The organism is Micromonospora sp. CPM1 (assembly GCF_023896895.1).
GTDB classification, from domain to species: domain Bacteria; phylum Actinomycetota; class Actinomycetes; order Mycobacteriales; family Micromonosporaceae; genus Micromonospora; species Micromonospora tulbaghiae.
On sequence record NZ_JAMHIU010000012.1, the window covers coordinates 175,074 to 197,908 of the forward strand.

Below are 22,835 nucleotides of genomic sequence, written 5' to 3' on the forward strand. Positions count from 1 at the left end.
CCCACTCCGAATCATGGCCTGATCATCACCATCTTGGTCACGGTCAGCTCCTCCATGGCGAAGCGCGGTCCCTCCCGGCCGATGCCGGAGTCCTTGACGCCGCCGTACGGCATGTTGTCGGCGCGGAAGCCGGGCACCTCGTTGACCAGCACACCACCGACGTCGAGGCGGCGCACGACGTCGAGGGCGACCGCCAGGTCACGGGTGAAGACGGCGGCCTGGAGCCCGTAGCGGGACCGGTTGACCAGCTCGACCGCCGCGTCCATGTCCGGCACCGACCGGACGCAGACCACCGGACCGAAGATCTCCTCCGCCCAGCACTCGGCGTCCTCGGGGACGTCGACGAGCACCGTCGGTTGCAGCACCCGGCCCTGCGCCGTACCGCCGGCCAGGCAGCGGGCCCCGGCGGCGACCGCGCGGTCCACCCACGAATGCACCCGCTCGGTGGACGCCTCGTCCACCAGCGCGGACACGCGGGTGTCGGCGGACCGGGGGTCGCCGGTGGTGACCGACGCCAGCAGCGGCCGGAGTCGGTCCAGCAGCGCCTCGCGGACCGGCTCCTCGACGATCACCCGCTGCACGCTGATGCACGCCTGGCCCGAGGCGTAGAAACCGCCGCGTACGACCGCCTCGGCGGCCCGGTCGAGGTCGGCGTCGCGACCGACGACGAGCGCCGCGTTGGACCCGAGTTCCAGCAGCACCTTGCGCGGGGCCGCGGCCCGGGCGATCTGGTGGCCGACGTGCGCCGACCCGGTGAACGACACGGCGGCGACGGCGGGGTGCGTGGTCAGGAGCTTGCCGACCTCGACGCCACCGGTGACGAGCTGGACCCCGGCGGCCGGGCAGCCCGCCCGCCGGAACAGGTCGACCAGCACCAGCGTGGCCAGCGGCGTGTTCGGCGCCGGCTTGACGATCACCGGGCAGCCCGCCGCGACCGACGGCGCGACCTTGTGCGCGGCCAGCAGCAGCGGGTAGTTGAAGCCGGTGATGCCGACGACGACACCGACCGGGCGGCGTACCCAGAAACCGAGCATGCCCTCGCCGGCCGGCTGCATGTCCAGCGCCACCGTCTCGCCGGTCAGGTGCCCGACCTCCTCGGCGGCCGTCTCCAGCGTGACGAGCGTCCGGGCGACCTCGACCCGACAGTCGACGAGCGGCTTGCCGGTCTCCAGGACCAGCAGCTCGGCCAGCGAGTCGGCGCGGGCGCGCACCTCGGCGGCGACCGTCGTCAGGATCGCGCGCCGCCGGTGGCCGGGCAGGCCGGCCATCTCCGCGGCGACCTCCCGCGCGGCGTCGACCGCCGCCTCCGCGTCGCCGGGGTCGCCCCACGGCGCCTGGGTCACGGTGCTGCCGTCGTACGGGAAGCGCACCGGCGCGGTCTGCGCGGTGGTGGTCCAGCCCGTGCCGATCGGCAGCCCGGCGGGCAGCGCGGTGAGCAGCTCCTGCGCGGTCACGACGCCGCACCCGCCCGGGCGCCGGTGGCGCCGGTGAGGAAGGCCAGCGCCGCCTCGGCGTAGACCTTCGTCTTGCGGACGATGTCGTCGACCTCGACGTACTCGTCGGGCTGGTGGGCGATCCACTTCGGGCCGGGGCCGTACACCACGTTCGGGATGCCGCTGTCGCGCCACAGGATCGTGCCGTCGGTCGCGCCGGGCACGCCGCCGAAGACCGGTTCGGCGCCGGTGACCGCGCGGTGCGCCTCGGCCACGGCGAGCGAGACCGGGTGGTCCTCCGGGGTGACCGCGCACGGCCGGTCGTCGACGACCTCGACGGCGAAGGTGACGCCGTGCCGGGCGCCGATGGCGTCCGCGTCGGAGCGGACGCGCGCGGCGAGCGCGGCGTGGTCGACACCGGGTACGGTCCGGCAGTCCACGCCGAGCACGGCGCGGCCGGGGATGACGTTGAGCTGGTCGGCGGAGCCGGCGTCCAGGACCGTGGGAGTCAGGTACGTCAGGCCGAGGTGCACGTGCTCACCCGGGTCGGCCTGCAACTCCTTCTGGAACCGGCCGAGCGCGGCGACCAGCTCGGCCACGGCGGGGACGGGGTTGCGGCCGTGCTGCGGCATCGCGCCGTGCGCCATCTTGCCGGTGCAGGTGACCAGCAGCCGGACGGCGCCCTTGGCGACCGCGCAGATCTCCTCCGCCTCCGGCTCGCAGATGATCGCGGCGTCCACCTCGCGGGCGAGCGCCGTGGTGGTGAAGTGCTTCGCGCCGAGCATCTGGCCCTCCTCGTCCACCAGAGCCGCCACCACGATCCGGCCCGGGAACGGCCCGGCCAGCTCGACGGCCCGGGTCGCGTGGATCATCGCGGCGACACCGGCCTTCATGTCGGCGGAGCCGCGACCGTACAGCCGCCCGTCGACGATGTCACCGCCGAACGGGTCGACGGTCCACTCCTCGGGAGCGCCCTCGGTGACGACGTCGGTGTGCCCCTCGAACATCAGCGTCGGGCCGGGCAGGCCGCCGTCCACCACCGCGACGACGTTGGGACGCCCGGGGACGACCTCGGTGACCTCCGGCCGCCAGCCGAACCCCCGCATGACCTGCGCGACGAGTTCCGCCACGGGCTGCTCGCTACGCCCGCGCCCGGCGTCCCAGGTCGAGGGGATGCGGACCAGGTCCTGGGTGAGCGACACGACGGCTTGCTCGTCCACGAGATGGCCGGCGCGGAGGGAGGCGTGGGTGTCCGACGTCATGGCGTCGGAGGTTACGAACTCCGACCCCGGAGGGGAACGTCCAGTTTCCGGGTCGGCGGGGGTACCAGTCGCGGCCGGACCTGGTCTTCTACGGCCGCGGCGACCCGCCGCACCCCCTCGTCGATGCGGTCCAGCGGCATCACCTGGTACCCCAGGCGCAGGTGGTGACGCGGTGCCGGCCGGGCCGCCCAGTACGGCGCGCCGGGGTCGAGCAGGACACCCTGCCGGCGCAGCTCGCGGGCCAGCTCCCCGGCGTCCAGCCCGGGCGGGCCGGTGATCCACCGGGCCAGCCCGCCGCGCGGCACCGGCTGCGGTCCCCAGCGCACGTGCCGCTCGACCGCCCGCACCATCTCCTCGTACAGCCCCTGGTAGTGGGCGCGGACGCGGCGCACGTGGCGGGCCAGGTCCCGGCTGGCGATCATCTGCGCGAGGGCACGTTGCATCGGGCCGGGCGGGTGGCGCAGCACGTAGCGGGAGCGGGCCCGCATGGCGTCCACGAGCGCCGGGGACGCCACCACGTAGCCGAGCCGCAGCCCCGGTGCCAGCAGCTTGCTGAAGCTACCGAGGTAGACGACGCGGTCCTCGTCGTCGAGCGCCCGCACCGCCACCGCGGGCATCCCCCGGAACGTCATCTCCGGGTCGTAGTCGTCCTCGATCACGACCGCGTCCGCCGCGCCGGCCCGGCGCAGCAGCTCCTCACGGCGGGACGCCGACATGGTCGCGCCGGTCGGGTACTGGTGGCTCGGCGTCACGTACACGAGCTGGGCGCCGTGCAGGTCGGCCGGCAGGTCCTCGACGACCAGGCCGTCCTCGTCGACCCGGCCGGGCACCACGTCGGCGCCGGCCATCTGCATGATCGTCCGCGCGTCGGGGTAGCCGGGGTCCTCGACGAGCACCACGCTGCCCGGCCGGACGAGGACGCTCGCCAGCAGGTGCAGCGCGTGCGTCGAGCCCAGCGTGATCATCACCTGGTCCGGGTGGGCGGAGATGCCGCGCGCGGGCAGCACGTGCTCGCAGAGCTGACGCACCAGCTCCGGGTCGTCGGCCTGGCCGGCGTCCCCGATGACCCGGGACAGCCCGTCCTGCCGCAGCGCCTCGCGCTGCGCCCGCTCCCACGCGCCGATCGGGAACATGGACGGGTCGGGCTGGCCGACCACGAAGGGGAACGGCGCCCGCGCCCAGGCCGGATCCCGGTGCACCGGCGTGGGCGGCGGTTCCGGAAGCCGCGCCGCCCAGTCGATCGGCTGCATCGGGGAGCGGGCGGTCCGCCGCGCGGCCCGCATCCGCACCACCGCGTCGGAGGAGACGTAGAGACCGCGCCGCGGGACGGTCACGATCAGACCCTGCTCCATGAGCCGGTCGTACGCGGTCAGCACCGTGTTCCGGGAGACACCGAGCGCCTCGGCCAGGCGGCGCGTGCTCGGCAGCGGGCCGTCGTCGTACTGCCCGGCGAGGATGGCGTCCTCGAGCCCGGTGATGATCTGTTCGTAGAGCGGAACCGTGCTCTGCGGGTTGACCGGCAGCAGGAAATCCGCCACCTCGACCTCCCACTCCCGCGGGGGTCTCGCCTCGTCCCGTCGTCGTACGCCCTGCACACGCCCTATGCGTCCCGCTGGTACTAGCCTAGCCGGAGACCTGGACCTGTTGCGGAGGGCCCGTTCCCGCCACGCTTGGCCGGGCGATGGCAGGTGACGGTCTCCTGCACGCGGACAGGGGTGGACTCATGAGCGCCCAGCGAATCGCGCTGGTGCCCGGCGACGGCATCGGACCGGAGGTCACCGCGCAGGCGGTCAAGGCGTGCGACGCCGCCGCCCGACGGTTCGGGATCGACCTGGTCTGGGAAGACTACGAACTCGGCGCGGACTACTGGCGGATCACCGGCCAGGTCGTGCCGCCGGACGTGGAACAGGAACTGGCCAAGGCGGACGCCATTCTCTTCGGCGCCGTCGGCGACCCGTCGGTGCCGCCCGGCGTGCTGGAACGCGGCCTGGTCATCCACCTGCGGACCGCGTTCGACCAGTACGTGAACCTGCGGCCGGTCAAGCTGCTGCCCGGCGTGCCCACGCCCATCGGCGGCCTGCGACCGGAGCAGTGCGACCTGGTGATCCTGCGGGAGAACACCGAGGGCGCGTACGTCGGCGCGGGTGGCTTCATCCACCGGGGCGGACCGGACGAGATCGCCACCCAGGAGTCGGTGAACACCCGCAAGGGCGTCGAGCGCCTCATCCGGCACGGCTTCCGGCTGGCCCTGGGCCGCCGCAAGCACGTCACGCTGGTGCACAAGGCGAACATCCTGACGTACGCCGGTGACCTGTGGCAGCGGACCTTCGAGGAGGTCGCGGCGGAGTATCCGGACATCGAGGTGGACTACGTCCACGTCGACGCGATGTGCCTCTACCTGGTGACGCAGCCGGAGCGGTTCGACGTGGTGGTCACCGACAACCTGTTCGGCGACATCATCACCGACCTGGGCGCGGCCGTGCAGGGCGGTCTCGGCCTGGCCGCGAGCGGCAACCTCAACCCGACCGGGTCGGCGCCGAGCATGTTCGAGCCGGTGCACGGCTCCGCGCCGGACATCGCCGGCCGTGGCTGGGCCAACCCCGCGGGCTCGATCCTCAGCGCCGCGCTGATGCTGGAGCACCTGGGCCACCCCGAGGCGGCCCGCTGCCTGGAGGACGGCGTGAAGGCGGTGCTGCCGCGCCTGGGCGCCATGCGCGGGCCGGAGATGGGCATGTCGACCGAGGACTTCGGCGACGCGGTCGCGGCCGTCATCGGCGAGGGCGCGTACCAGGCGGACGCCCTGCCGGCGTGACGCGGATGTGAGCACCGAATCGGTTCCGGACGGCGGCGGGGGCACTTCCCCGCCGCCGCCGTGTTGCGCGCCGAAACGCCCGCCCGCCGCCGCCGGCACCGGCGCCGCGGCGGGCGCGAGCGCCGTCCGCTCACCACACGGGGGTACGGACGACCTGATCGCGCTGCCCGGTGGCACCTTCCTCATGGGCACCGACGACCCGGAGGGCTTCCCGGACGACCTGGAGGGACCGGTCCGCCCGGTGACCGTGGGCCCGTTCGAGATCGCCGCCACGCCGGTGACGAACCGGCAGTTCGCCCGCTTCGTCGACGCCACCGGCTACCGCACGGACGCGGAACGGTACGGCTGGTCATTCGTCTTCCACCTGCTGCTGGCGCCGTCCGCGCGTCCGCATGTGCTGGACGCCTCCGTGCCGCAGGCGCCGTGGTGGCTGGCCGTCGAGGGGGCGCACTGGGCCGCCCCGGACGGGCCCGGGTCGGGCGTACGGGGACGCGAGCGGCACCCGGTCGTGCACGTCTCGCACCGCGACGCCGAGGCGTACTGCCGCTGGTCCGGTACCCGGCTGGCCACCGAGGCCGAGTGGGAGTACGCGGCCCGCGGCGGCCTGTCCCGGGCCCGCTACGCCTGGGGCGACGAGCTGACCCCGGACGGGCGGCACATGTGCAACATCTGGCAGGGCACCTTCCCGGCTGTCAACACCGCGGACGACGGGTTCGCAGGCACCTCTCCGGTGACCGCGTTTCCGCCGAACGGCTACGGTCTGTACGACGTCGCGGGCAACGTTTGGGAACTCACGGCCGAACCCTGGCGCGACCACCGCGGCCGCATCTCACCAGGTGAGAGCGTCATCAGGGGTGGTTCGTACCTGTGCCACGACTCCTACTGCAACCGTTACCGCGTGGCAGCACGGAGTCGGACCACCGTTGACTCCTCGACGGGCAACACCGGGTTCCGGGTGGCCCGGTAGCCGGACGCTGATTGGTACCTGCCGACCCCGCTGAACTGGCCCTTTTGCATCGGGTACCACGCTCATAGTGTCCCGCCTCACAGGCTACGAGCGCCCTTGGCGTTCTTCGCGATGGGACACACGAATGAATCGGCTGAAGATAACGCTGCCCGCCGTGCTGCTCGCCACGGCGCTGGCTCTGACCGCGTGCAGTAGCGACGGCGACTCGAAGACCACCACCGGCGGTGGTTCCGGCAACGGGACGGTCACCCTCGGCGCCTACCTCGAGCCGGTGAGCCTCGACCTGACCGCCGAGGCCGGCGCCGCGATCCCGCAGGTCCTGCTCTACAACGTGTACGAGGGCCTGGTGCGCCAGAACGCCGACACCGGCGAGGTGGAGCCGCTGCTGGCCAGCGAGTGGAAGGTGTCCGACGACGGCACCAAGTACTCGTTCAAGCTCCGCGACGGCGTGACCTTCCACGACGGCCAGAAGCTCACCGCGCAGGACGTGGTGTGGAGCTTCAAGCGGGTGACCGCCGAGGGCTCGACGAACCCGTTCAAGTCGCAGATGACAGTCGTGAAGACCGTCGAGGCGCCGGACGCGTCCACCGTGGACGTGACGCTGTCCCGGCCCAGCCAGAGCTGGCTGTTCGACGTCGCCGGCCGCGTCGGCGTGGTGCTCAAGGAGAACGCCACCGACCTGGGGACGAAGCCGAACGGCACCGGCCCGTTCAAGTTCGACAAGTGGAACCGCGGCGACAGCATCACCCTGGTCCGCAACGACGGCTACTGGGGCGAGAAGGCGAAGGTCGGCACCGCCGTCTTCCGGTACATCACCGACGCCAACGCGCTCAACAACGCGATGCTCTCCGGCCAGCTCGACATCGTGGCGAACATCCAGGCGCCGCAGCTGCTCGAGGTGTTCAAGGGCAACAAGCAGTTCGAGGTGGTCGAGGGCAAGACGACCGGTGAGGTCGTCCTGGCGATGAACAACGGCAAGGGCCCGCTGGCCGACGTCCGGGTGCGCCAGGCCATCCGCCACGCGATCGACCACGACGCGCTCATCAAGACCGTCTGGTCCGGCTACGGCACGAAGATCGGCAGCATGGTGCCGCCGAGCGACCCCTGGTACGAGGACCGCACCGGCGACTTCCCGCACGACCCCGCCAAGGCCAAGCAGCTGCTCGCCGAGGCCGGTCACGCAGGCGGGCTCACCCTGACCATGGACGTCCCGCCGCCCGGCTACGCCCGCGCGTCCGCGCAGTTCGTCGCCTCGCAGCTCGCCGAGGTCGGCATCAAGGTGACCCAGAACAACGTCGAGATGCCGCAGTGGCTCGACAAGGTGCTCGGCAAGGCCAACTACGACCTGTCGATCATCGCCCACGTCGAGCCGCGTGACCTGGTCCGCTACGGCCAGCCGGACTACTACTACCGCTACAAGAACCCGGCCGTCACGCAGCTCATGAACGAGGCCGACACGGCCCTGGACGCGGCGACCCGGGACAAGAAGTTCGCCGAGGCCGCCAAGGTCATCTCGCAGGAGGCGGCCAGCGACTGGCTGTTCCTGCTGCCGAACCTCGCGGTGATCCGCGACGGCGTGGAGGGCTACCCGAAGGACGCGGTGACCCAGTCCTTCGACGTCACCAAGGTCTCCAAGAAGTAACTCGGTTCCACGCGCAGAAGGACCTGGTGGGCTCCGCCCACCAGGTCCTTCTCGCATTCCCCCCTGCTCTCCCCGCTCCCCGCTCCCCGCTCCCCGCTCCCCGCTCCCCGCTCCCCGCTCCCGCGATCTTGCAGATGCGGCCCTCGGCGTGGGGGGGTTCACCCCTTTCGCCGGGGCACAAAGTGCAAGATCAACGAGCCGGGGGGATCCTGGGGAACTGCTGTCCTGCTGAGGGCGGCGCGGCGGTGGCGTTCGGGGGCGAGCGAATCGCCCTGCCGGCCCGCAGCGCACGAGGACAGTCGAGGTGATGGTGCAGGCGTGGAGCCTTGCGTTGCCCGGACGCGGGGCCTCGACACGGGCATCGCCGAGCGGGCTCGCGTTCCCCGAGCCCACGAACGGTCCACCCCGTCGATCTTGGAGTTGTGGCGCCCAGGATGTCCCTTGAGCGAAGTGTGCGAGGTGCCACAACTCCAAGATCGACGAGAAGCGCCCCCGAGCGCCAAGGGCGCGCCCCGGGGACGACGTGAGGCGGGCCCCGTCCGGGTGGACGGGACCCGCCTCGATCGTCACGCGCCTACGGTGCCGGCGCGAGGTGAGACAGCGGCTGTGTCAGCTGAGCCGGCCGGACGTCGCCCGGCGGCGACCCCGCAGGTGCATGCCCAGCAGGCCGACACCGAGGATGCCCGCGGCCAGCAGGCCCGTGGTCACGCCCGTGGAGAGCGTGGGGCCGCCGGTGTTGCCGGAGGCGAGGACCATGCCGTTCTGCGACTCCTGCTGCGTGGTGTTGCCCGCCGGAGCGGCCTTCGGCTTCGGCTTGTCCTTGCCCTTGCCGTTGTCGGCACCGGCCGGCGCGGGGACCGGGGTCTGCGCCAGCGCCTGCGACGCCTGGGCGAAGGTCTCCGGGGTCACGTCCGGGGCGTTGCCCTGCGTACGCCACTGCTTGAGCTGCTTCATGCCCTTGCAGGCCGAGGGGTAGCGGTCGCAGTAGCTGGTGGTGTTGCCGATGCTCTCGGACGAGAGGACCGCCTTGGCGATGGCACGGGCGAGCGTGCTGGCACCGGCGTTGAAGATGGCGTTCAGCTGACGGGTGTCGGCCGGGTCGTTGATCTGGAGCGCCTCGCCCTTGCCGGTGGAGACGGCGAACACGGTGTCACCGTCGCCGAGCGTGTGGATCGGGCTGATCGCGCGGGCCATGCCGTCGTGCGCGTTGCCGGACATGCGCTGGGCGGCGGCCTTCTCCAGCGGGGCGTTGGTGGCCACCACGGCGATCGTGGTGTTGGCCGGCTGCTCGGCGGCGGCGGCCGGCGGGGTCGGCGGGTTGCACTCCTTCTTCTTGGGAGCCTTGTACCCGGCGAACTCGTCGCCGATGCCGTACTTGACGCCGTACAGGGTGCAGTCGGCCGGGTCGACCGGCGAGCCGGCCGGGTTGACGATCACCATCGCGCCGACGTAGATGCCGTCGCCGAGGTGGACGCTCGCGGTGCCGACGCCGCCGCGCATGCCGCCGCCACGGGCGCCGGTGCCGCCGCCGACGCCGCCCTGACGGACCGGACCGTCCGAGGTGGCCTGAGCCGCGAGGTAACCCCACTCGGCGGACGTGCGGGCCTTCGGGTCGCCGCCGCGGCCGAGGTCGAAGATGTCAGCGGCCGGCACGATCGGGGCCACGCCTCCGGCGCCGACGCGTACGCCCTCGCCCCGGTCCTCCAGCCAGCGGATGATGCCGTTGGTGGCCGACAGCCCGTACATGCTGCTGCCGCCGAGCTGGATCGCGTTTACGCCCGGGTTCGAGTTGAGCGGGCTGAGCAGGTCGGTCTCCTTGGTGGCGGGGGCGCCACCACGCTGGTCCACACTCGCCACGGACATCTGCGGCATGTAGACGACCGAGGTGCCGGTCAGGTACGGAGCGGTGTCGGACTGGACCTGGCCGACCTGGATGCCGGGGACGTCGGTGATGGCGTTGTGGGCGCCCGGGGCGCCGGCGGCGGGGTTGGCCGACGCGGGCGACGCGACGAGCACGAGTCCCGGACAGACCAGGGCTGCCGCGGCGATCGCGGCGAATCTGGACGACTTCATGCAGCTTCTCCCATGTGAAGCGGTGCGACCTCCGCCCCGGTCCGGGGCGGTCGATGCATTGGGCAACTGGTGGTCCCCCGTGGTACACGACGAGATGTGGGGGAGGCTACTGGTCAGACCAGTTGAAGGGAAGAGCCTGCTCAGCTGATGGCCGACTCGGATAATCCGAGGTCAGGCCACATCAGGCGGATTCAGAGCAATACGTCCACCATCGAGCGCTGCGCCTCCGGCACGTACTCGGCGTAGTAGCGGTGCAGTTCCTCGCGGGTCAGCCGGGTGACCTCGTCGGCCTCCCCGGCGCGCATCGCGTCGAGGACGCGGCGGTGGTGGGCCAGCGTGCGCTCCATCAGGGCCTCACGGTCCGGCGCCTCGGCCAGCTTGGTGGAGATCAGGTCCAGCACCATGCTCCGGACCGCGTCGAGGCAGAGCACGAGCAACTCGTTGCCGGACAGCCGGGCGACGTGCTCGTGGAAACGGACGTCGGCCGCGCTGAAGGCCTCGTAGCCGTCGGCCACCGCGTCTCGCATGCCCGCCAGCGCCTGCTCCAGCTCGTCCAACTCGGACGGTGACGCCATCCGGGCGGCGACGGAACCCGCAGCCGACTCGATGATCATCCGGAACTGGAGCAGCTCGGCCACGCCGAGCCGCCGGCTGTCCACGACCCGGGCGAACAGCTTGCGCATCGCCGAGGCGGTCGAGGCGATCACCTGCGGCCCGAGCGGGTCACCGGGGCGCGAGCGGATCAGGCCGCTGCTCTCCAGCACGCGCAGCGCCTCACGCACGGTGGACCGGCTGACGTCGAACTGCGTGGTCAGCTCGCGCTCGCTCGGCAGCCGGTCCCCCGGCCGCAGATCCCCGGCGGCGATCCGCTCCTCGACCTGCCGGACGATCCCCTCGTACGCCCTCACGGTGCGCACTGGAGCGAACGAGACACCCTTCGGCATGGCGAACCTCCCGACGCACGGCGGCCTCGCGCCGCTGGGAACAACGGTACGGTGCATCGACCCGTCCGGTGGTCAGCCCCCGCCCGCCACGACGAGTGCGCGGGCCCGGCGGTGGGCGTCAGGCGGTGGGCGTACCCATCGCCACGTCGTCGACCTTGATGTTGATCTCGTCGACCCGCAGGCCGTACGCCTCGACGGCGGACGCGACAGCGATGCGTACCTCGTCGGTCACCTGCGGAACCGGGTGGCCGGCCTCGATCACGAGGACCAGGTTGATCACGGCCGCGCCGTTGGTGACGTGGGCCGTGCAGCCCCGCCGGGCGTCGCCGACCTGGTCGAGCCCGACCCGGTCGAGCACCGCGTTGAAGAACCGGGCCACGTCGCCGCCCAGCTCGGCCACGCCGGGCACCCCTCGGGCGGCGGCCACCGCGATCTTCTCCACCACCTCGTCGGAGACGTGCGTGGTCCCGCCCGCCACCGCGTCCGGAGTCAGCTGAAGTTCCTGGGTCGCCTCGTCAGCCATGCTCTCCCACCCGTCGCACCGCCCCGCGCCGGCGGCGTGGGGCGGTGCGAGCGTACTGGACGGCGGCGGTCCGCAGTGGACGGCCGCCGGGTTCAGCGCGCCCCGGCCGGCGCCGGCTCGCCGATCCCGTCCAGCCCGCCGGCGGCGCCCGGCACCGGGTGCGGCCCGGTGCCACCCGGGGCCTGCTCGCGTCGCCGGAGCCACCGGTCGACGCCGAGGTTGAGCAGCAGGCCGACCGCGGCCCAGACCGCCACGACGGCCAGGTTCCGCCCGACGCCGACCCCGCCGAAGTAGACCAGCGACCGGGCCGTGTCCACAGCGGCGGGCAGCGGCAGGACGCCCTGGAGCGTCCGGAAGAACTCCGGCACCATGTAGATCGACAGGCCGCCGCCGGACGCGGGCACGCCGGCCATCATCAGCACCACCATCATCGGGACGATCGCGGCGAGCCCGAAGGTACGGGTGAACACGGCGGTCACCAGCGACACGGCGAAGATGGTGAGCGCGCCGAAGCCGATCATCTCCGGGGCGTGCCCGTTGACCGCGCCGATGATCACGTCGAACAGCAGCCACAGCCAGGTGGACATGCCGATCGCCCAGCCACCGAGGATCGGCAGGAACTGGCGCAGCCGCCGGATGTGCGGCGCCCCGCCGCGGAGCACTGCCAGCATCAGGAAGCCGGACATGATCCAGGACATGCCGACGTACAGGCTGTTGCTGCCCATCGTGTCGGTCTCGCTCAGCGGCGACACGTCGGTGACCGCCAGTGGCATCTGCTGCCCGGCCGCCACCTGCCGGAACATGGTCTGGACCATGGTGTGCTGGCTGGACCCGGCGGCCGAGGACGAGTACAGCACGGCCTCGCCGCCGGGCGTGGACGGCAGCACGTACGCGGCGACCAGGTCACGCGCGAGGATGCGCTCCCGGGCCTCGTCCACCGACGCGGCCACGGAGATGTCGGCGACGCCGTTCAGGCCCGCCCGCAGCCCGGCGGCGGCCCGCTCGGCCTGCTCCGGGACGGCGGCGACCACCGCGACCGGGATGTCGTGGGGCTCCGGCTTGTGCATGGAGAAGCTCATCAGGCCCACCACGACGACGAGGATGCTCAGCGGGAACGCCGCGACCGTCGCGTACCGGAACCGCTTGGACCGCGGCGGCCCGCCGGCCAGCGCGGGCAGCGGCGTGTCCGGGCCGTCGACCTGCGGCGCCTGCGGGATGGGCGCCCCGCCGCGCTCCTTGAGCAGGCAGAGCGCCACGGCGGCGACGATCCACGCGGCGAGCGTCAGCAGGTGGACGCCGATGCCCCGGCCGTCGAAGTAGAGCGCCGACCGCAGCGCCTCGCCGGCCGCCGGCAGGGGCAGTACGCCGTGCAGGAACTGGAAGAACCCGGGCATCGTGTGGACCGGCAGCGCCAGGTTCGACGCGGGCATGCCGAACACGACGAAGAGCAGCATCCCGAGCAGGACCGCCAGCGGGCCCATCAGCTTGGTGAACAGCAGTTGGGCGAGACCGACGGCGGCGGTGGCGAGCACGCCGACGCCGAGGAACGTGAGGTAGTGGCCGTCCACCGCGCCGACGACCGGGCCGAGGATCAGCCAGACGATCGTGCTGGTCAGCGCGGACCAGCCGGCGACCAGCGGGACGAACCGCCGCAGGCGCAGCAGGTGGGGGGTGGCCATCAGGAGCAGGCTCAGCGGCACGTAGCCGGCGAGCATCATGCCCATCGCGGCGAACAGCACGGCGATACCGGCCCGGTCCTCGTCGGGCAGCGCGGCGACCTCCTCGGTCGTGGCCGTCCACTGCTGCTGCACCGCGACCGGGGCGAGGAGCTGCTGGGCGGTGGCGGCGCCGGAGGCCCCGGCGGCCGACGCCGCGAAGATCGTCGCCTGGTCCGACCCGGCGGCCGGGAGTTGCAGCGCGCCGCTGATCTCCCGGTCCCGCAGCAGCTCGACCGCGGCGTCACGGGACGTCACCAGCCGGGCCTCGACCGGCTCTCCCGGGGTGGCGTTGAGCGCGTCCACCACGCCCTGCGCCTGGGCGCCGCTGCCGACCACCGCCACCGGCATCTGCCGGGGGTGGGGCGAGTGCATCGTCGCCATGTAGGTCGCGAACATCATCGTGACCATGAGGAACGGCATGACGAAGAGGGCGACCGAGCGGATGATCCGCTCCTTGCGGTCGGCGGCGTTCGGCTCGGCGGTCGCCGGGTCGGTGGTGGACGGCACAGGCATGCTCCGGACTGGGTTCGCGGCCGCGTCGGCGGCCAGAATGTAAGTCAACTGACTTACGCAGTGTAGGTGACGCCGGCGCCGGACCACGAAACGACTAGGTTTGGCCTGCGCCACAGTCGCGCGGTCCACGAGGAGAGGTGCGGTCATGGCACGGTCGGAGGCAGCCCGCGTCGCGCTGCTCGACGCGGCCGAACGCCTGTTCGCCGAGGAGGGGATCGCCCAGGTCTCCGACCGCCGGGTGGCCGAGGTCGCGGGCAACACCAACCACTCCGCGGTGCGCTACTACTTCGGCGGCCGGGAGGGCCTGCTGCGGGCCCTGATCGGCCGGCACATGGACGCCCTCGCCGAACCCCGCCGGGCGATGCCCGAGCAGCCCGACTCGGTCCTCGGCGACGTACGCAGCCTCGTGCAGCCGTCCATGGCGGTGCTCGCGAGCCTGCCCCGGCCGAGCTGGCGGGCCCGCTTCCTCGTCCAGGCACTGCACGACCCGACGCTGCGGGTGCTGATGCGCGAGGCGTTCGAGTCGGCCTTCGTCGACCTGCCGGTCCGCGCCTCACTGGCGTCCCGCCTGGCGCACCTCGATCCGGGGGTGGTGGCCGGCCGGGCGGCCCTGATCGCCCGCATCGTCATGACCGCCACCGCCGAGGTCGAGGCCCGCGCCGAACAGGACGGGCAGGACCCGCGCTGGCTGGACGTCGGGGACTTCCTCGCCGACGCCATCGCCGGCATGCTGTCGGCCCCGGTCAGCCGGGCCGGAACCGCCAACCCGCTCACCGACGCGGAACTCTGAGAGGCCGGCCGGGACGACCCGGCCGGCCGCGCCTCAGGAGCCGAGCTGGGAGATCAGTTCCTCCGCCGCCGCGTACGGGTCGATGGCGCCCTCGGCCACCTTGGCCGCGAGCGTCGGGAGCTGCGTACCGTCGCGCAGTGAGCCGATCCGGGCGCGCAGCGCGCCCAGCGCGATCGCCTCGATCTCGGCGGCGGCCCGCGCCTCCCGGCGACGGCGCAGCTCGCCGTGGCGCTCCAGCCAGTCACGGTGCTTGTCGATCGCGGCGGCGATGTCGTCGATGCCCTCGCCGCGGGCGGCGATCGAGCGGACCACCTGCGGGCGCCACTCCCCCGGCCCGCGCTCGCCGAGCGCGATCATGCCCTGGATGTCACGGACGGTGGCGTCCGCGCCGTCCCGGTCGGCCTTGTTGACCACGAAGACGTCGGCGATCTCCAGGATGCCGGCCTTGACCGCCTGGATCGCGTCGCCCATGCCCGGCGCGAGCAGCACCAGCGTGGTGTCGGCCAGCGAGGCCACCTCCACCTCGGCCTGCCCGACGCCGACGGTCTCGACGAGCACCACGTCGCACCCGGCGCCCTCCAGCACGCGCACCGCCTGCGGCGTCGCCGCGGAGAGCCCGCCCAGGTGGCCCCGGCTGGACATCGAGCGGATGTAGACGCCCGGGTCGGTCGCGTGGTCCTGCATCCGGACCCGGTCACCGAGGATCGCGCCGCCGGTGAACGGGCTGGACGGGTCGATGGCCAGCACGCCGACCCGGTGCCCGCGCGCCCGCAGCGCGCGTACCAGCTCGTTCGTGGTGGTGGACTTGCCCACGCCGGGCGAACCGGTCAGGCCGACCACCTGGGCGTGCCCGGCGTACGGCGCGAGGGCCGCCGCGACCTGCGGCAGCACCTCGTCGCCGGACTCGACCAGCGTGATCAGCCGGGCCACCGCGCGGGGGTCACCCGCGCGGGCCCGTTCCACCAGCATGGGTACGTCCCGGCTGCGGCGCACCGGCCCGGAGGCCGCCGCCGGGGCGTTCTGTGCATCGTTCACAGGTATCAGCAATCAGCTCTCGGCGCCGTTCGGCACGTGGATGATCAGCGCGTCGCCCTGGCCGCCACCGCCGCAGAGCGCCGCCGCGCCGGTGCCGCCGCCGCGCCGCTTCAGCTCCATCGCGAGCGTGAGTACGAGGCGGGCGCCGGACATGCCGATCGGGTGGCCGAGCGCGATCGCGCCGCCGTTGACGTTGACCTTGTCGGGGCTGATGCCGAGGTCACGGGTGGACTGGATACCCACCGCCGCGAACGCCTCGTTGATCTCGATGAGGTCGAGGTCCTCGATGCTCAGGCCGCCCTTCTTCAGGGCGTGGTTGATCGCGTTGGACGGCTGCGAGTGCAGGGAGTTGTCCGGGCCGGCCACGTTGCCGTGGGCGCCGATCTCGGCCAGCCAGGTCAGGCCCAGCTCCTTGGCCTTGGCCTTGCTCATCACGACCACGGCGGCCGCGCCGTCGGAGATCGGCGAGGAACTGCCGGCGGTGATGGTGCCGTCCTTGGTGAAGGCGGGGCGCAGCTTGCCGAGCGACTCGGCGGTGGTGTCCGGGCGGATGCCCTCGTCCTCGCTGATCACCAGCGGGTCGCCCTTGCGCTGCGGGATGACCACCGGGGTGATCTCGTCGCCGAAGTGGCCGTTCTTCTGCGCGGCGGCGGCACGCTGGTGGCTGGCCGCGGAGAACGCGTCCTGCTCCTCGCGGGTGATGCCGTGCTTCGCGCCGTGCCGCTCGGTGGACTCGCCCATCGAGCAGCAGTCCCAGGCGTCGGTGAGGCCGTCGAGGGCCATGTGGTCCTTGACCGTCACGTCGCCGTACTTGTAGCCGGAGCGCTGCCCGAGCAGCAGGTGCGGGGCGTTGGTCATGGACTCCATGCCGCCGGCCACCACGACGTCGAACTCACCGGCCCGGATGAGCTGGTCGGCGAGCGCGATCGCGTCCAGCCCGGAGAGGCAGACCTTGTTGATGGTCAGCGCCGGGGTGGACATCGGGATGCCGGCCTCGACGGCCGCCTGCCGGGCCGGGATCTGCCCGGCGCCGGCCTGGAGCACCTGGCCCATGATCACGTACTGGACCTGCTCGGGCGCGACGCCGGCGCGCTCCAGGGCCGCCTTGATCGCGATGCCACCGAGCCTGGTCGCGGGGAGGTCCTTGAGGTTGCCCAGCAGGCGCCCCATGGGGGTCCGCGCGCCGCTGACGATCACCGAAGCCATTGCCTGCCTCCGAGGGGTGCCGACCTGTACGCCTTAACGATTGTTCGGTCAGACTAGCGTCATGGCTGAGAACTCCCCCGTCGAGCCCGCTGCCGAGTTTGTCACAGACATCGGCCTGCGCCGCATCGACCACGTCGGGATCGCCGTGGCCGACCTGGACGCCGCGATCGACTTCTACCAGCGCACGTTCGGGATGCGCTGCGTGCACACCGAGACCAACGACGAGCAGGGCGTACGCGAGGCGATGCTGGCGGTCGGGCCGGACGCCTCCGGCGGCATGGTGCAGCTGCTCGCCCCGCTCTCGCCGGACACCACGATCGGCAAGTTCCTGGACAAGCGCGGTCCGGGCATCCAGCAGGTCGCGTACACGGTGGCGGACATCGACGTGGCCTGCGCGGCGCTGCGCGAGCGCGGCGTACGGCTGCTCTACGACGCGCCCCGGCGCGGCACGTCGAACTCCCGGGTCAACTTCGTGCACCCGAAGGACGCCGGCGGCGTGCTGATCGAGCTGGTCCAGCCGGCCTGACGTGCGGGGAGGGGGTCGGCCGCGGCCCCCTCCCGGCATGTGGGAACGCGCGCGGCGGTGCGCGCTTGCGCGTTCCCACGGACAGCTCCACGCATCGGTGGATGCAGTTTTTCACAGAGGGGTTCCCGCTTTAGCTACCGTTCAGTAACGTCCGCCCGAACAGCAGCGGCGACCGGTGCCGAATGTGTCGATTGCCGACATGGCGGTCCCGTCGCACCGGCGCCGACGATGGCAGCACCCCTGCCCGCGTCGTGCGGGTGTGGACAAACGGGAGGTCACCGTGCAGGACATCCTCGAAGCGATCATGGCGGCGGAGGGTTCGTCGCAGCCGGAGCGGGAGCTCGCCGGCCTCGCCGCCCTGCCCGTGCCGGAGAGCTACCGGGGCGTGGTGGTGCGTGCCGAGGACACCCGCATGTTCGAGGGCATGGCCACCCGCGACAAGGACCCGCGCAAGGCGCTGCACGTGCAGGAGGTCCCCACCCCCGAGCTGGGCCCGGGTGAGGCGCTTGTCGCGGTGATGGCCAGCGCGATCAACTACAACACGGTGTGGACGAGCATCTTCGAGCCGCTGCCCACCTTCAAGTTCCTCCAGCGCTACGGCCGGCTCTCCGAGCTGACCCGCCGCCACGACCTGCCGTACCACGTGGTCGGTTCGGACGCCGCGGGCGTCGTGCTGCGCACCGGGCCGGGCGTGACCAAGTGGAAGGCCGGCGACGAGGTGGTCGCGCACTGCCTGTCGGTCGAGCTGGAGGACTCCGCCGGTCACGACGACACGATGCTCGACCCGCAGCAGCGGATCTGGGGCTTCGAGACCAACTTCGGCGGCCTGGCCGAGCTGGCGATCGTGAAGGCCAACCAGCTGATGCCGAAGCCGCGCCACCTGAGCTGGGAGGAGGCCGCCAGCCCCGGGCTGGTCAACTCCACCGCGTACCGGCAGCTCGTCTCGCACCACGGCGCGAACATGAAGCAGGGCGACGTGGTGCTGATCTGGGGCGCCTCCGGGGGCCTCGGCGGCTACGCCACCCAGATGGCGCTCAACGGCGGCGCGATCCCGGTCTGCGTGGTCTCCTCGCCGGAGAAGGCCGAGCTGTGCCGCAAGATGGGCGCCGAGCTGGTCATCGACCGCACGGCCGAGGGGTTCAAGTTCTGGTCCGACGAGCAGACCCAGGACCAGGACGAGTGGCGCCGCTTCGGTGAGCGCATCCGCGAGCTGACCGGCGGCGAGGACCCGGACATCGTCTTCGAGCACCCGGGCCGGGAGACGTTCGGCGCCAGCGTCTACGTCGCCAAGAAGGGCGGCACGATCGTCACCTGCGCCTCCACCAGCGGCTTCAACCACCAGTACGACAACCGCTACCTGTGGATGCACCTCAAGCGGATCGTCGGCAGCCACTTCGCCAACTACCACGAGGCGTGGCAGGCCAACCGGCTGGTCGCGCTCGGCAAGGTGCACCCGACCGTGTCGAAGACGTACGCGCTGGAGCAGACCGGCCAGGCCGCGTACGAGGTGCACCGCAACGCGCACCAGGGCAAGGTCGGCGTGCGGTGCCTCGCCCCCGCCGACGGGCTCGGCGTCCGGGACATCGAGATGCGTTCGCGCCACGAAAGCGCCATCAACCGGTTCCGCGGTCACTGACCGTACGGTCGCCCCGGATTGCCTTTCCGGCCGACCGGGGCGCCATTCGACCGGCGTACGCACAAAGGGCCGCGGGTGCCGACCCGCGGCCCTTTTCGCGCCGCCTTCCCCGCAGAAGCCCGACCCGCCCCACCCGCCCGGGAGCTGCCAAGATCGCCAATTGGTCCGGGTCTCACCGGACGGCGGAGTTGACCATGTAAACAGGACGCGAAAGGTGCCCACCGCTCTTGCGAACCACCCTGGGGCGTCTGCCAGTATGTCCCAATGCCCCAGCAGCAGTCCTCCCCTCTTGCGTTCTTCGATAACGCGAACTCACAGCCCGATTTCACCGTTGGCCTGCGTGGTTACAACACCAACCAGGTCGACGACTTCATCGGCCGCCTCAGCGCCGCCCTGAGCCAGTCCGAGCAGGCCCGCGCCGAGGCCGAGCAGCGGATGAACGACGCTCAGCGCCGCCTGCGGCAGGCCGAGCAGCGCCAGAGCGCGCTGGAGCAGAAGCTCACCGAGACCAACAAGCAGCTCGAGGAGAACAGCCGGCCGACCCTGTCGGGCCTGGGCACTCGCGTCGAGCAGATCCTGCGGCTGGCCGAGGAGCAGGCCAACGACCACCGCAACGAGGCCAAGCGCGAGTCGGAGGGCATCCTCTCCGCCGCCCGCCTCGAGGCGCGCGAGATCACCGACAAGGCACGTGCCGAGGCCGCCGCCATGAAGGCGACCGCCGAGCGCGAGGCCGGCAGCGTCCGTACCGCCGCCGAGCGCGAGGCCGCCGAGGTCCGCGTGCAGGCCCGCCGCGAGGCCGACACGCTGCGCGCCGACGCCGACCGCGAGACCAAGCAGCTGCGTACGGTCACCGCGCACGAGGTGGCCGAGCTGAAGTCGACCGTCGAGCGCGAGGTCGCCACGCTGCGCGCCACCGCCGAGCGGGAGATCACCCAGCAGCGGGCGAAGGCCGCCCGGGAGGCCGAGGAGAAGCGGGCCGAGGCGACCAAGCTGCTCACCGACGCGCGCGACAAGCGCGACAAGGACCTCCAGGCCCTGGAGCTCCAGCTCGCCGAGCGGCGCGAGAAGGCCGAGCGCGAGGAGTCGGAGCGGCACGCCGCCCAGGTCGCGCAGACCCAGAAGCTGGTGAACGAGGCCGAGCAGCGGGCCCGTGCCGCGCAGGAGCGGGCCAAGGAGATCGAGCAGCGGGCCGAGGCCCGCCGGGTCGAGTCCGAGCGCACCGCCAACGAGACCGTCGACAAGGCCAAGGCGCTGGCCGACAAGACGCTCAACGAGGCGCGCGCCGAGGCGCAGCGGGTGCTCAACGAGGCCCGTACCGAGGCCGAGCTGACCACGCAGGCGGCCCGCCGCGAGGTCGAGGACCTGACCCGCCAGAAGGACGCGGTCACCTCGCAGCTCGGGCAGATGCTGTCCGGCCTGGCCGGCATCGTGCCGGGCGTGCCGGCCGGCGGCAAGGCCGAGGCGCCGAAGGCGGACGCCTCCGGCCAGAAGGTGTCGGCGGAGTCGGCCGGCTGATCGAACACCCGCTGTCGGGGGCATGAGCCACGGCGCGGGGTGACGCCGGGTGACCGGTGTCGCCCCGCGCCGTCATGCTTGTGCGGCCCGTTTCGCCAGGAGGGTGAAGTAGCTCCCAGAAGGGGCGTCCGTATCGCCCCAGCAGAGCCGGATGCGTGTGAGGATGGGGGCATGTCGCACGGCGAGGAACTGTTCGCGCTCGGCGGGGACGTGACGACGGAGCCCAGCTTCGAGTCCGCCCTGCGCGGATACGAGAAACGGCAGGTCGACCGCTACGTCGCTCGCGCGGAGCACGAGATCGCGGCGTTGACCACCGAGCGGGAACAGGCGTACACCCAGATCCACAAGCTGGCCGGTCAGGTCGAGGTGCTCCAGCGCGACCTGGCCCAGGTGCGCAAGCAGGCGGCGGTGGTGGACCGGGCGTCGTTCCGGCACCTGGGTCCGCGCGTCGAGCAGATCCTCACCATGGCCGAGGAGCAGGCCGACGAGATCCTCGGCGCCGCCAACGAGGAGATCGAGGCCCGCCGCGCCGCCGCCGAGCACATCGTCGAGGAGGCCCGGGAGCAGGCCGGCCAGGCGCTCAAGGACTTCGAGATCGCGCTGGCCGCCCGCCGGGCCGAGGAGGAGCGGCACACCGCCGCCCGCAAGGCCGAGGCCGAGGCCACGCTCAAGGCCGCCAAGGACGAGTCGGCGCAGCTGCGCAAGGCCGCGCAGGACGAGTCGACGAAGCTGCGGACGGCCGCCCAGGACGAGGCCGAGAAGCTGCGCCGGACCGCCCAGGACGCGCTGGCGAAGGCCCAGCAGGAGGCCACCCAGCTCCGCGACACGGCCAAGGAGATCCACGCCCGGGCCCAGCAGGAGGCCGCGCGGCTGCGCGAGGCGGCCAAGGAGGCGCTGGCGAAGGCCCAGCAGGAGGCGAGCCAGCTCCGCGAGGCGGCCAAGGAGGTGCACGCCAAGGGCCAGCAGGAGGCCAAGCGGCTCACCGACGCCGCCGCCGAGGCCGGCCGGGCCACGCACGCCAAGGCGCTGGCCGAGGCCAAGAAGATCGTGGACGACGCGGAGGAGGCCGCCAAGGCCACCCGCGGCCGGGCCCGCACCGAGGCCAACCGGCTCACCACCGAGGCCGCCGAGGCCGGCAAGCGCAACCGCGCCGAGGTCGAGGCGTACGTGCAGCGCATGCGCACCGAGACCGAGGCGTACGTGCAGCAGTCCCGCGCGCAGACCCAGCAGGAGCTGGGCGCCTGGCGGGCGGGGGTGGAGAAGGAGGTCGCCGAGCGGCGGGACAGCGCGGAGAAGGAGCTGGCCCAGCGCCGGGCCGCCGCCGAGCAGGAGTTCGCCAAGCGCCGCGACGAGCTGGACAAGCAGCACGCCAAGCGGCAGGAGGAGCTGGAGCAGGCGTACACCACGCGGCGCGACGAGATCGAGCGCACCGCCGCCGGCGTCCGGGAGGCGGCCGAGGCCGACGCGCTGAGCATGCGGCAGCAGGCCGAGCTGGAGGCCGCGGAGCTGCTGCGCCGCGCCGAGGCGGACGCCACCGCGCAGCGCCGCAAGGCCGACGAGCACGTGGCGGCCTCGCGCCGCCAGTTCGAGGAGTACGCGGCCACGACCCAGCAGCACCTCGCCACCACCCAGCAGCACCTGGCCTCGACCCAGCAGGAGGTGGCCGCCGGCCGGCAGCAGCTCGCCGGGGTGATGCTGGAGATCGCCAAGGCCCAGCAGGAGCTGGCCGACCTGCGTACCGAGACGTGGAAGTCGCGGCAGGAGTCCGACGACCTGCAACGACGGCTCGCCGATCTGCGGCGCGACGCCGACTCGGCCGGGATCGCGGCCACCCCGGTCGACCCGGACGACCTCGCCACCGCGGCCTCCGGCCGTGCCGGCGACGACGGCGGCGAGCCCGCCGACGCTCCGGTCGGCAGTGGCGCGCCGGTGGCCGCGAAGGGCGCCGCCACGGCCGCCCCTACCGGCACCGGCCCGGCGAAGGGCGACGGCGAGCCGGCCGAGGCGGGCAAGGCGAAGCCGGTCGGTGAGCCGGTGACCACGATGGACTCCCCCGCCGGCGCGGGCGTCGACGGGGAGCCCACTGTGGCCGCCGTACCGGGCGAGGGTGGCCGGGGCGCCACCCCGACGAAGATCACCAGCACCGGCGAGAACGGCAAGCGCCCGACCAAGCCGACCACCGACGAGCGCAGCGCCAAGCCCAGCACGGTCAGCGTCGACAAGGACTGATCCACCCGCCG

Annotated in this window: 17 protein-coding genes; 8 read left to right on the forward strand and 9 right to left on the reverse strand. The window is 72.7% G+C overall.

The features are described 5' to 3' along the window. Positions 1-11 precede the first annotated feature (11 nt). From M8C11_RS17080 to M8C11_RS17090, 3 genes are read right to left on the reverse strand one after another with little or no spacing between them, the layout of a single operon-like run. Entirely contained in the window at positions 12-1,454 is a 1,443-nt protein-coding gene (locus M8C11_RS17080; RefSeq protein WP_252450509.1) for an aldehyde dehydrogenase family protein, read from the reverse strand. Next, a complete protein-coding gene (locus M8C11_RS17085; protein ID WP_252450511.1) occupies positions 1,451-2,695 on the reverse strand; it encodes a M20 family metallopeptidase in 1,245 nt (414 codons plus the stop codon). The genes M8C11_RS17080 and M8C11_RS17085 overlap by 4 nt, the downstream gene beginning before the upstream one ends. Before the next feature lie 11 nt (positions 2,696-2,706). After that, positions 2,707-4,233: a PLP-dependent aminotransferase family protein gene (locus M8C11_RS17090; RefSeq protein WP_252450513.1), complete on the reverse strand. Its 1,527-nt coding sequence runs from the start codon at positions 4,231-4,233 to the stop codon at positions 2,707-2,709. A 185-nt stretch (positions 4,234-4,418) separates the two neighbouring features. Here M8C11_RS17090 and M8C11_RS17095 point away from each other — a divergent pair, with 185 nt between their 5' ends. The 3 genes from M8C11_RS17095 (at position 4,419) to M8C11_RS17105 (ending at position 8,116) form a co-directional block, all read left to right on the forward strand. Next, positions 4,419-5,507, forward strand: coding sequence for a 3-isopropylmalate dehydrogenase (locus tag M8C11_RS17095; protein ID WP_121685029.1), 1,089 nt, complete (start codon positions 4,419-4,421; stop codon positions 5,505-5,507). Between the two features lie 7 nt (positions 5,508-5,514). Beyond that, positions 5,515-6,474 carry a formylglycine-generating enzyme family protein gene (locus tag M8C11_RS17100; protein WP_252450515.1) on the forward strand — a complete coding sequence of 320 codons (960 nt, stop codon included), beginning with the start codon at positions 5,515-5,517 and terminating at the stop codon, positions 6,472-6,474. A 124-nt stretch (positions 6,475-6,598) separates the two neighbouring features. Then, a complete protein-coding gene (locus tag M8C11_RS17105) occupies positions 6,599-8,116 on the forward strand; it encodes an ABC transporter substrate-binding protein (RefSeq protein WP_121685027.1) in 1,518 nt (505 codons plus the stop codon). Between the two features lie 609 nt (positions 8,117-8,725). Here M8C11_RS17105 and M8C11_RS17110 read toward each other — a convergent pair. From M8C11_RS17110 to M8C11_RS17125, 4 genes are all read right to left on the reverse strand, one after another. Further along, on the reverse strand, positions 8,726-10,189 hold the full coding sequence (locus M8C11_RS17110) for a P1 family peptidase (RefSeq protein WP_252450517.1): 1,464 nt from the start codon (positions 10,187-10,189) through the stop codon (positions 8,726-8,728). Between the two features lie 191 nt (positions 10,190-10,380). Next, positions 10,381-11,097 (reverse strand): FadR/GntR family transcriptional regulator, encoded by a 717-nt coding sequence (locus M8C11_RS17115; RefSeq protein WP_252450526.1) that lies wholly within the window; start codon positions 11,095-11,097, stop codon positions 10,381-10,383. A gap of 154 nt (positions 11,098-11,251) precedes the next feature. Further along, the gene (locus tag M8C11_RS17120) at positions 11,252-11,656 is read right to left on the reverse strand and encodes an Asp23/Gls24 family envelope stress response protein (protein ID WP_252450528.1); all 405 of its coding nucleotides are present in this window, start codon (positions 11,654-11,656) and stop codon (positions 11,252-11,254) included. A gap of 92 nt (positions 11,657-11,748) precedes the next feature. Continuing rightward, positions 11,749-13,887 (reverse strand): ABC transporter permease, encoded by a 2,139-nt coding sequence (locus tag M8C11_RS17125; protein WP_252450530.1) that lies wholly within the window; start codon positions 13,885-13,887, stop codon positions 11,749-11,751. A gap of 145 nt (positions 13,888-14,032) precedes the next feature. On the opposite strand from M8C11_RS17125, the gene M8C11_RS17130 reads away from it, so the two are divergent. Further along, positions 14,033-14,677, forward strand: a complete 645-nt coding sequence (locus M8C11_RS17130; RefSeq protein WP_252450532.1) for a TetR/AcrR family transcriptional regulator — start codon at positions 14,033-14,035, stop codon at positions 14,675-14,677. 33 nt (positions 14,678-14,710) lie between these two features. Here the strand turns inward: M8C11_RS17130 and meaB are convergent, their stop codons facing one another. Both meaB and M8C11_RS17140 read right to left on the reverse strand, forming a co-directional pair. Next, positions 14,711-15,712 carry a methylmalonyl Co-A mutase-associated GTPase MeaB gene (gene meaB / locus M8C11_RS17135; RefSeq protein WP_374668498.1) on the reverse strand — a complete coding sequence of 334 codons (1,002 nt, stop codon included), beginning with the start codon at positions 15,710-15,712 and terminating at the stop codon, positions 14,711-14,713. A 12-nt stretch (positions 15,713-15,724) separates the two neighbouring features. Next, positions 15,725-16,918: an acetyl-CoA C-acetyltransferase gene (locus M8C11_RS17140; protein WP_120573447.1), complete on the reverse strand. Its 1,194-nt coding sequence runs from the start codon at positions 16,916-16,918 to the stop codon at positions 15,725-15,727. Between the two features lie 61 nt (positions 16,919-16,979). On the opposite strand from M8C11_RS17140, the gene mce reads away from it, so the two are divergent. The 4 genes from mce to M8C11_RS17160 all read left to right on the forward strand — a co-directional run bounded on the left by mce (position 16,980) and on the right by M8C11_RS17160 (position 22,824). Next, positions 16,980-17,444: a methylmalonyl-CoA epimerase gene (mce, locus tag M8C11_RS17145; protein ID WP_120573410.1), complete on the forward strand. Its 465-nt coding sequence runs from the start codon at positions 16,980-16,982 to the stop codon at positions 17,442-17,444. Between the two features lie 280 nt (positions 17,445-17,724). After that, positions 17,725-19,080, forward strand: coding sequence for a crotonyl-CoA carboxylase/reductase (ccrA, locus tag M8C11_RS17150; protein ID WP_252450616.1), 1,356 nt, complete (start codon positions 17,725-17,727; stop codon positions 19,078-19,080). 264 nt (positions 19,081-19,344) lie between these two features. Then, complete coding sequence (locus M8C11_RS17155; RefSeq protein WP_047894792.1) at positions 19,345-20,595, forward strand: DivIVA domain-containing protein; 1,251 nt, start codon at positions 19,345-19,347, stop codon at positions 20,593-20,595. Positions 20,596-20,766: 171 nt separating this feature from the next. Next, positions 20,767-22,824 carry a hypothetical protein gene (locus M8C11_RS17160; protein ID WP_252450534.1) on the forward strand — a complete coding sequence of 686 codons (2,058 nt, stop codon included), beginning with the start codon at positions 20,767-20,769 and terminating at the stop codon, positions 22,822-22,824. Positions 22,825-22,835: the final 11 nt, after the last annotated feature.

Bases quoted from the DNA above. Each gene is read 5' to 3' on its own strand.
- M8C11_RS17125 (WP_252450530.1), bottom strand. From the start codon at position 13,887: ATGCCTGTGCCGTCCACCACCGACCCGGCGACCGCCGAGCCGAACGCC.
- M8C11_RS17105 (WP_121685027.1), top strand. From the start codon at position 6,599: ATGAATCGGCTGAAGATAACGCTGCCCGCCGTGCTGCTCGCCACGGCG.
- M8C11_RS17085 (WP_252450511.1), bottom strand. From the start codon at position 2,695: ATGACGTCGGACACCCACGCCTCCCTCCGCGCCGGCCATCTCGTGGAC.
- M8C11_RS17110 (WP_252450517.1), bottom strand. From the start codon at position 10,189: ATGAAGTCGTCCAGATTCGCCGCGATCGCCGCGGCAGCCCTGGTCTGT.
- M8C11_RS17095 (WP_121685029.1), top strand. From the start codon at position 4,419: ATGAGCGCCCAGCGAATCGCGCTGGTGCCCGGCGACGGCATCGGACCG.
- M8C11_RS17160 (WP_252450534.1), top strand. From the start codon at position 20,767: ATGTCGCACGGCGAGGAACTGTTCGCGCTCGGCGGGGACGTGACGACG.
- M8C11_RS17140 (WP_120573447.1), bottom strand. From the start codon at position 16,918: ATGGCTTCGGTGATCGTCAGCGGCGCGCGGACCCCCATGGGGCGCCTG.
- M8C11_RS17120 (WP_252450528.1), bottom strand. From the start codon at position 11,656: ATGGCTGACGAGGCGACCCAGGAACTTCAGCTGACTCCGGACGCGGTG.
- mce (WP_120573410.1), top strand. From the start codon at position 16,980: ATGGCTGAGAACTCCCCCGTCGAGCCCGCTGCCGAGTTTGTCACAGAC.
- M8C11_RS17155 (WP_047894792.1), top strand. From the start codon at position 19,345: ATGCCCCAGCAGCAGTCCTCCCCTCTTGCGTTCTTCGATAACGCGAAC.
- M8C11_RS17130 (WP_252450532.1), top strand. From the start codon at position 14,033: ATGGCACGGTCGGAGGCAGCCCGCGTCGCGCTGCTCGACGCGGCCGAA.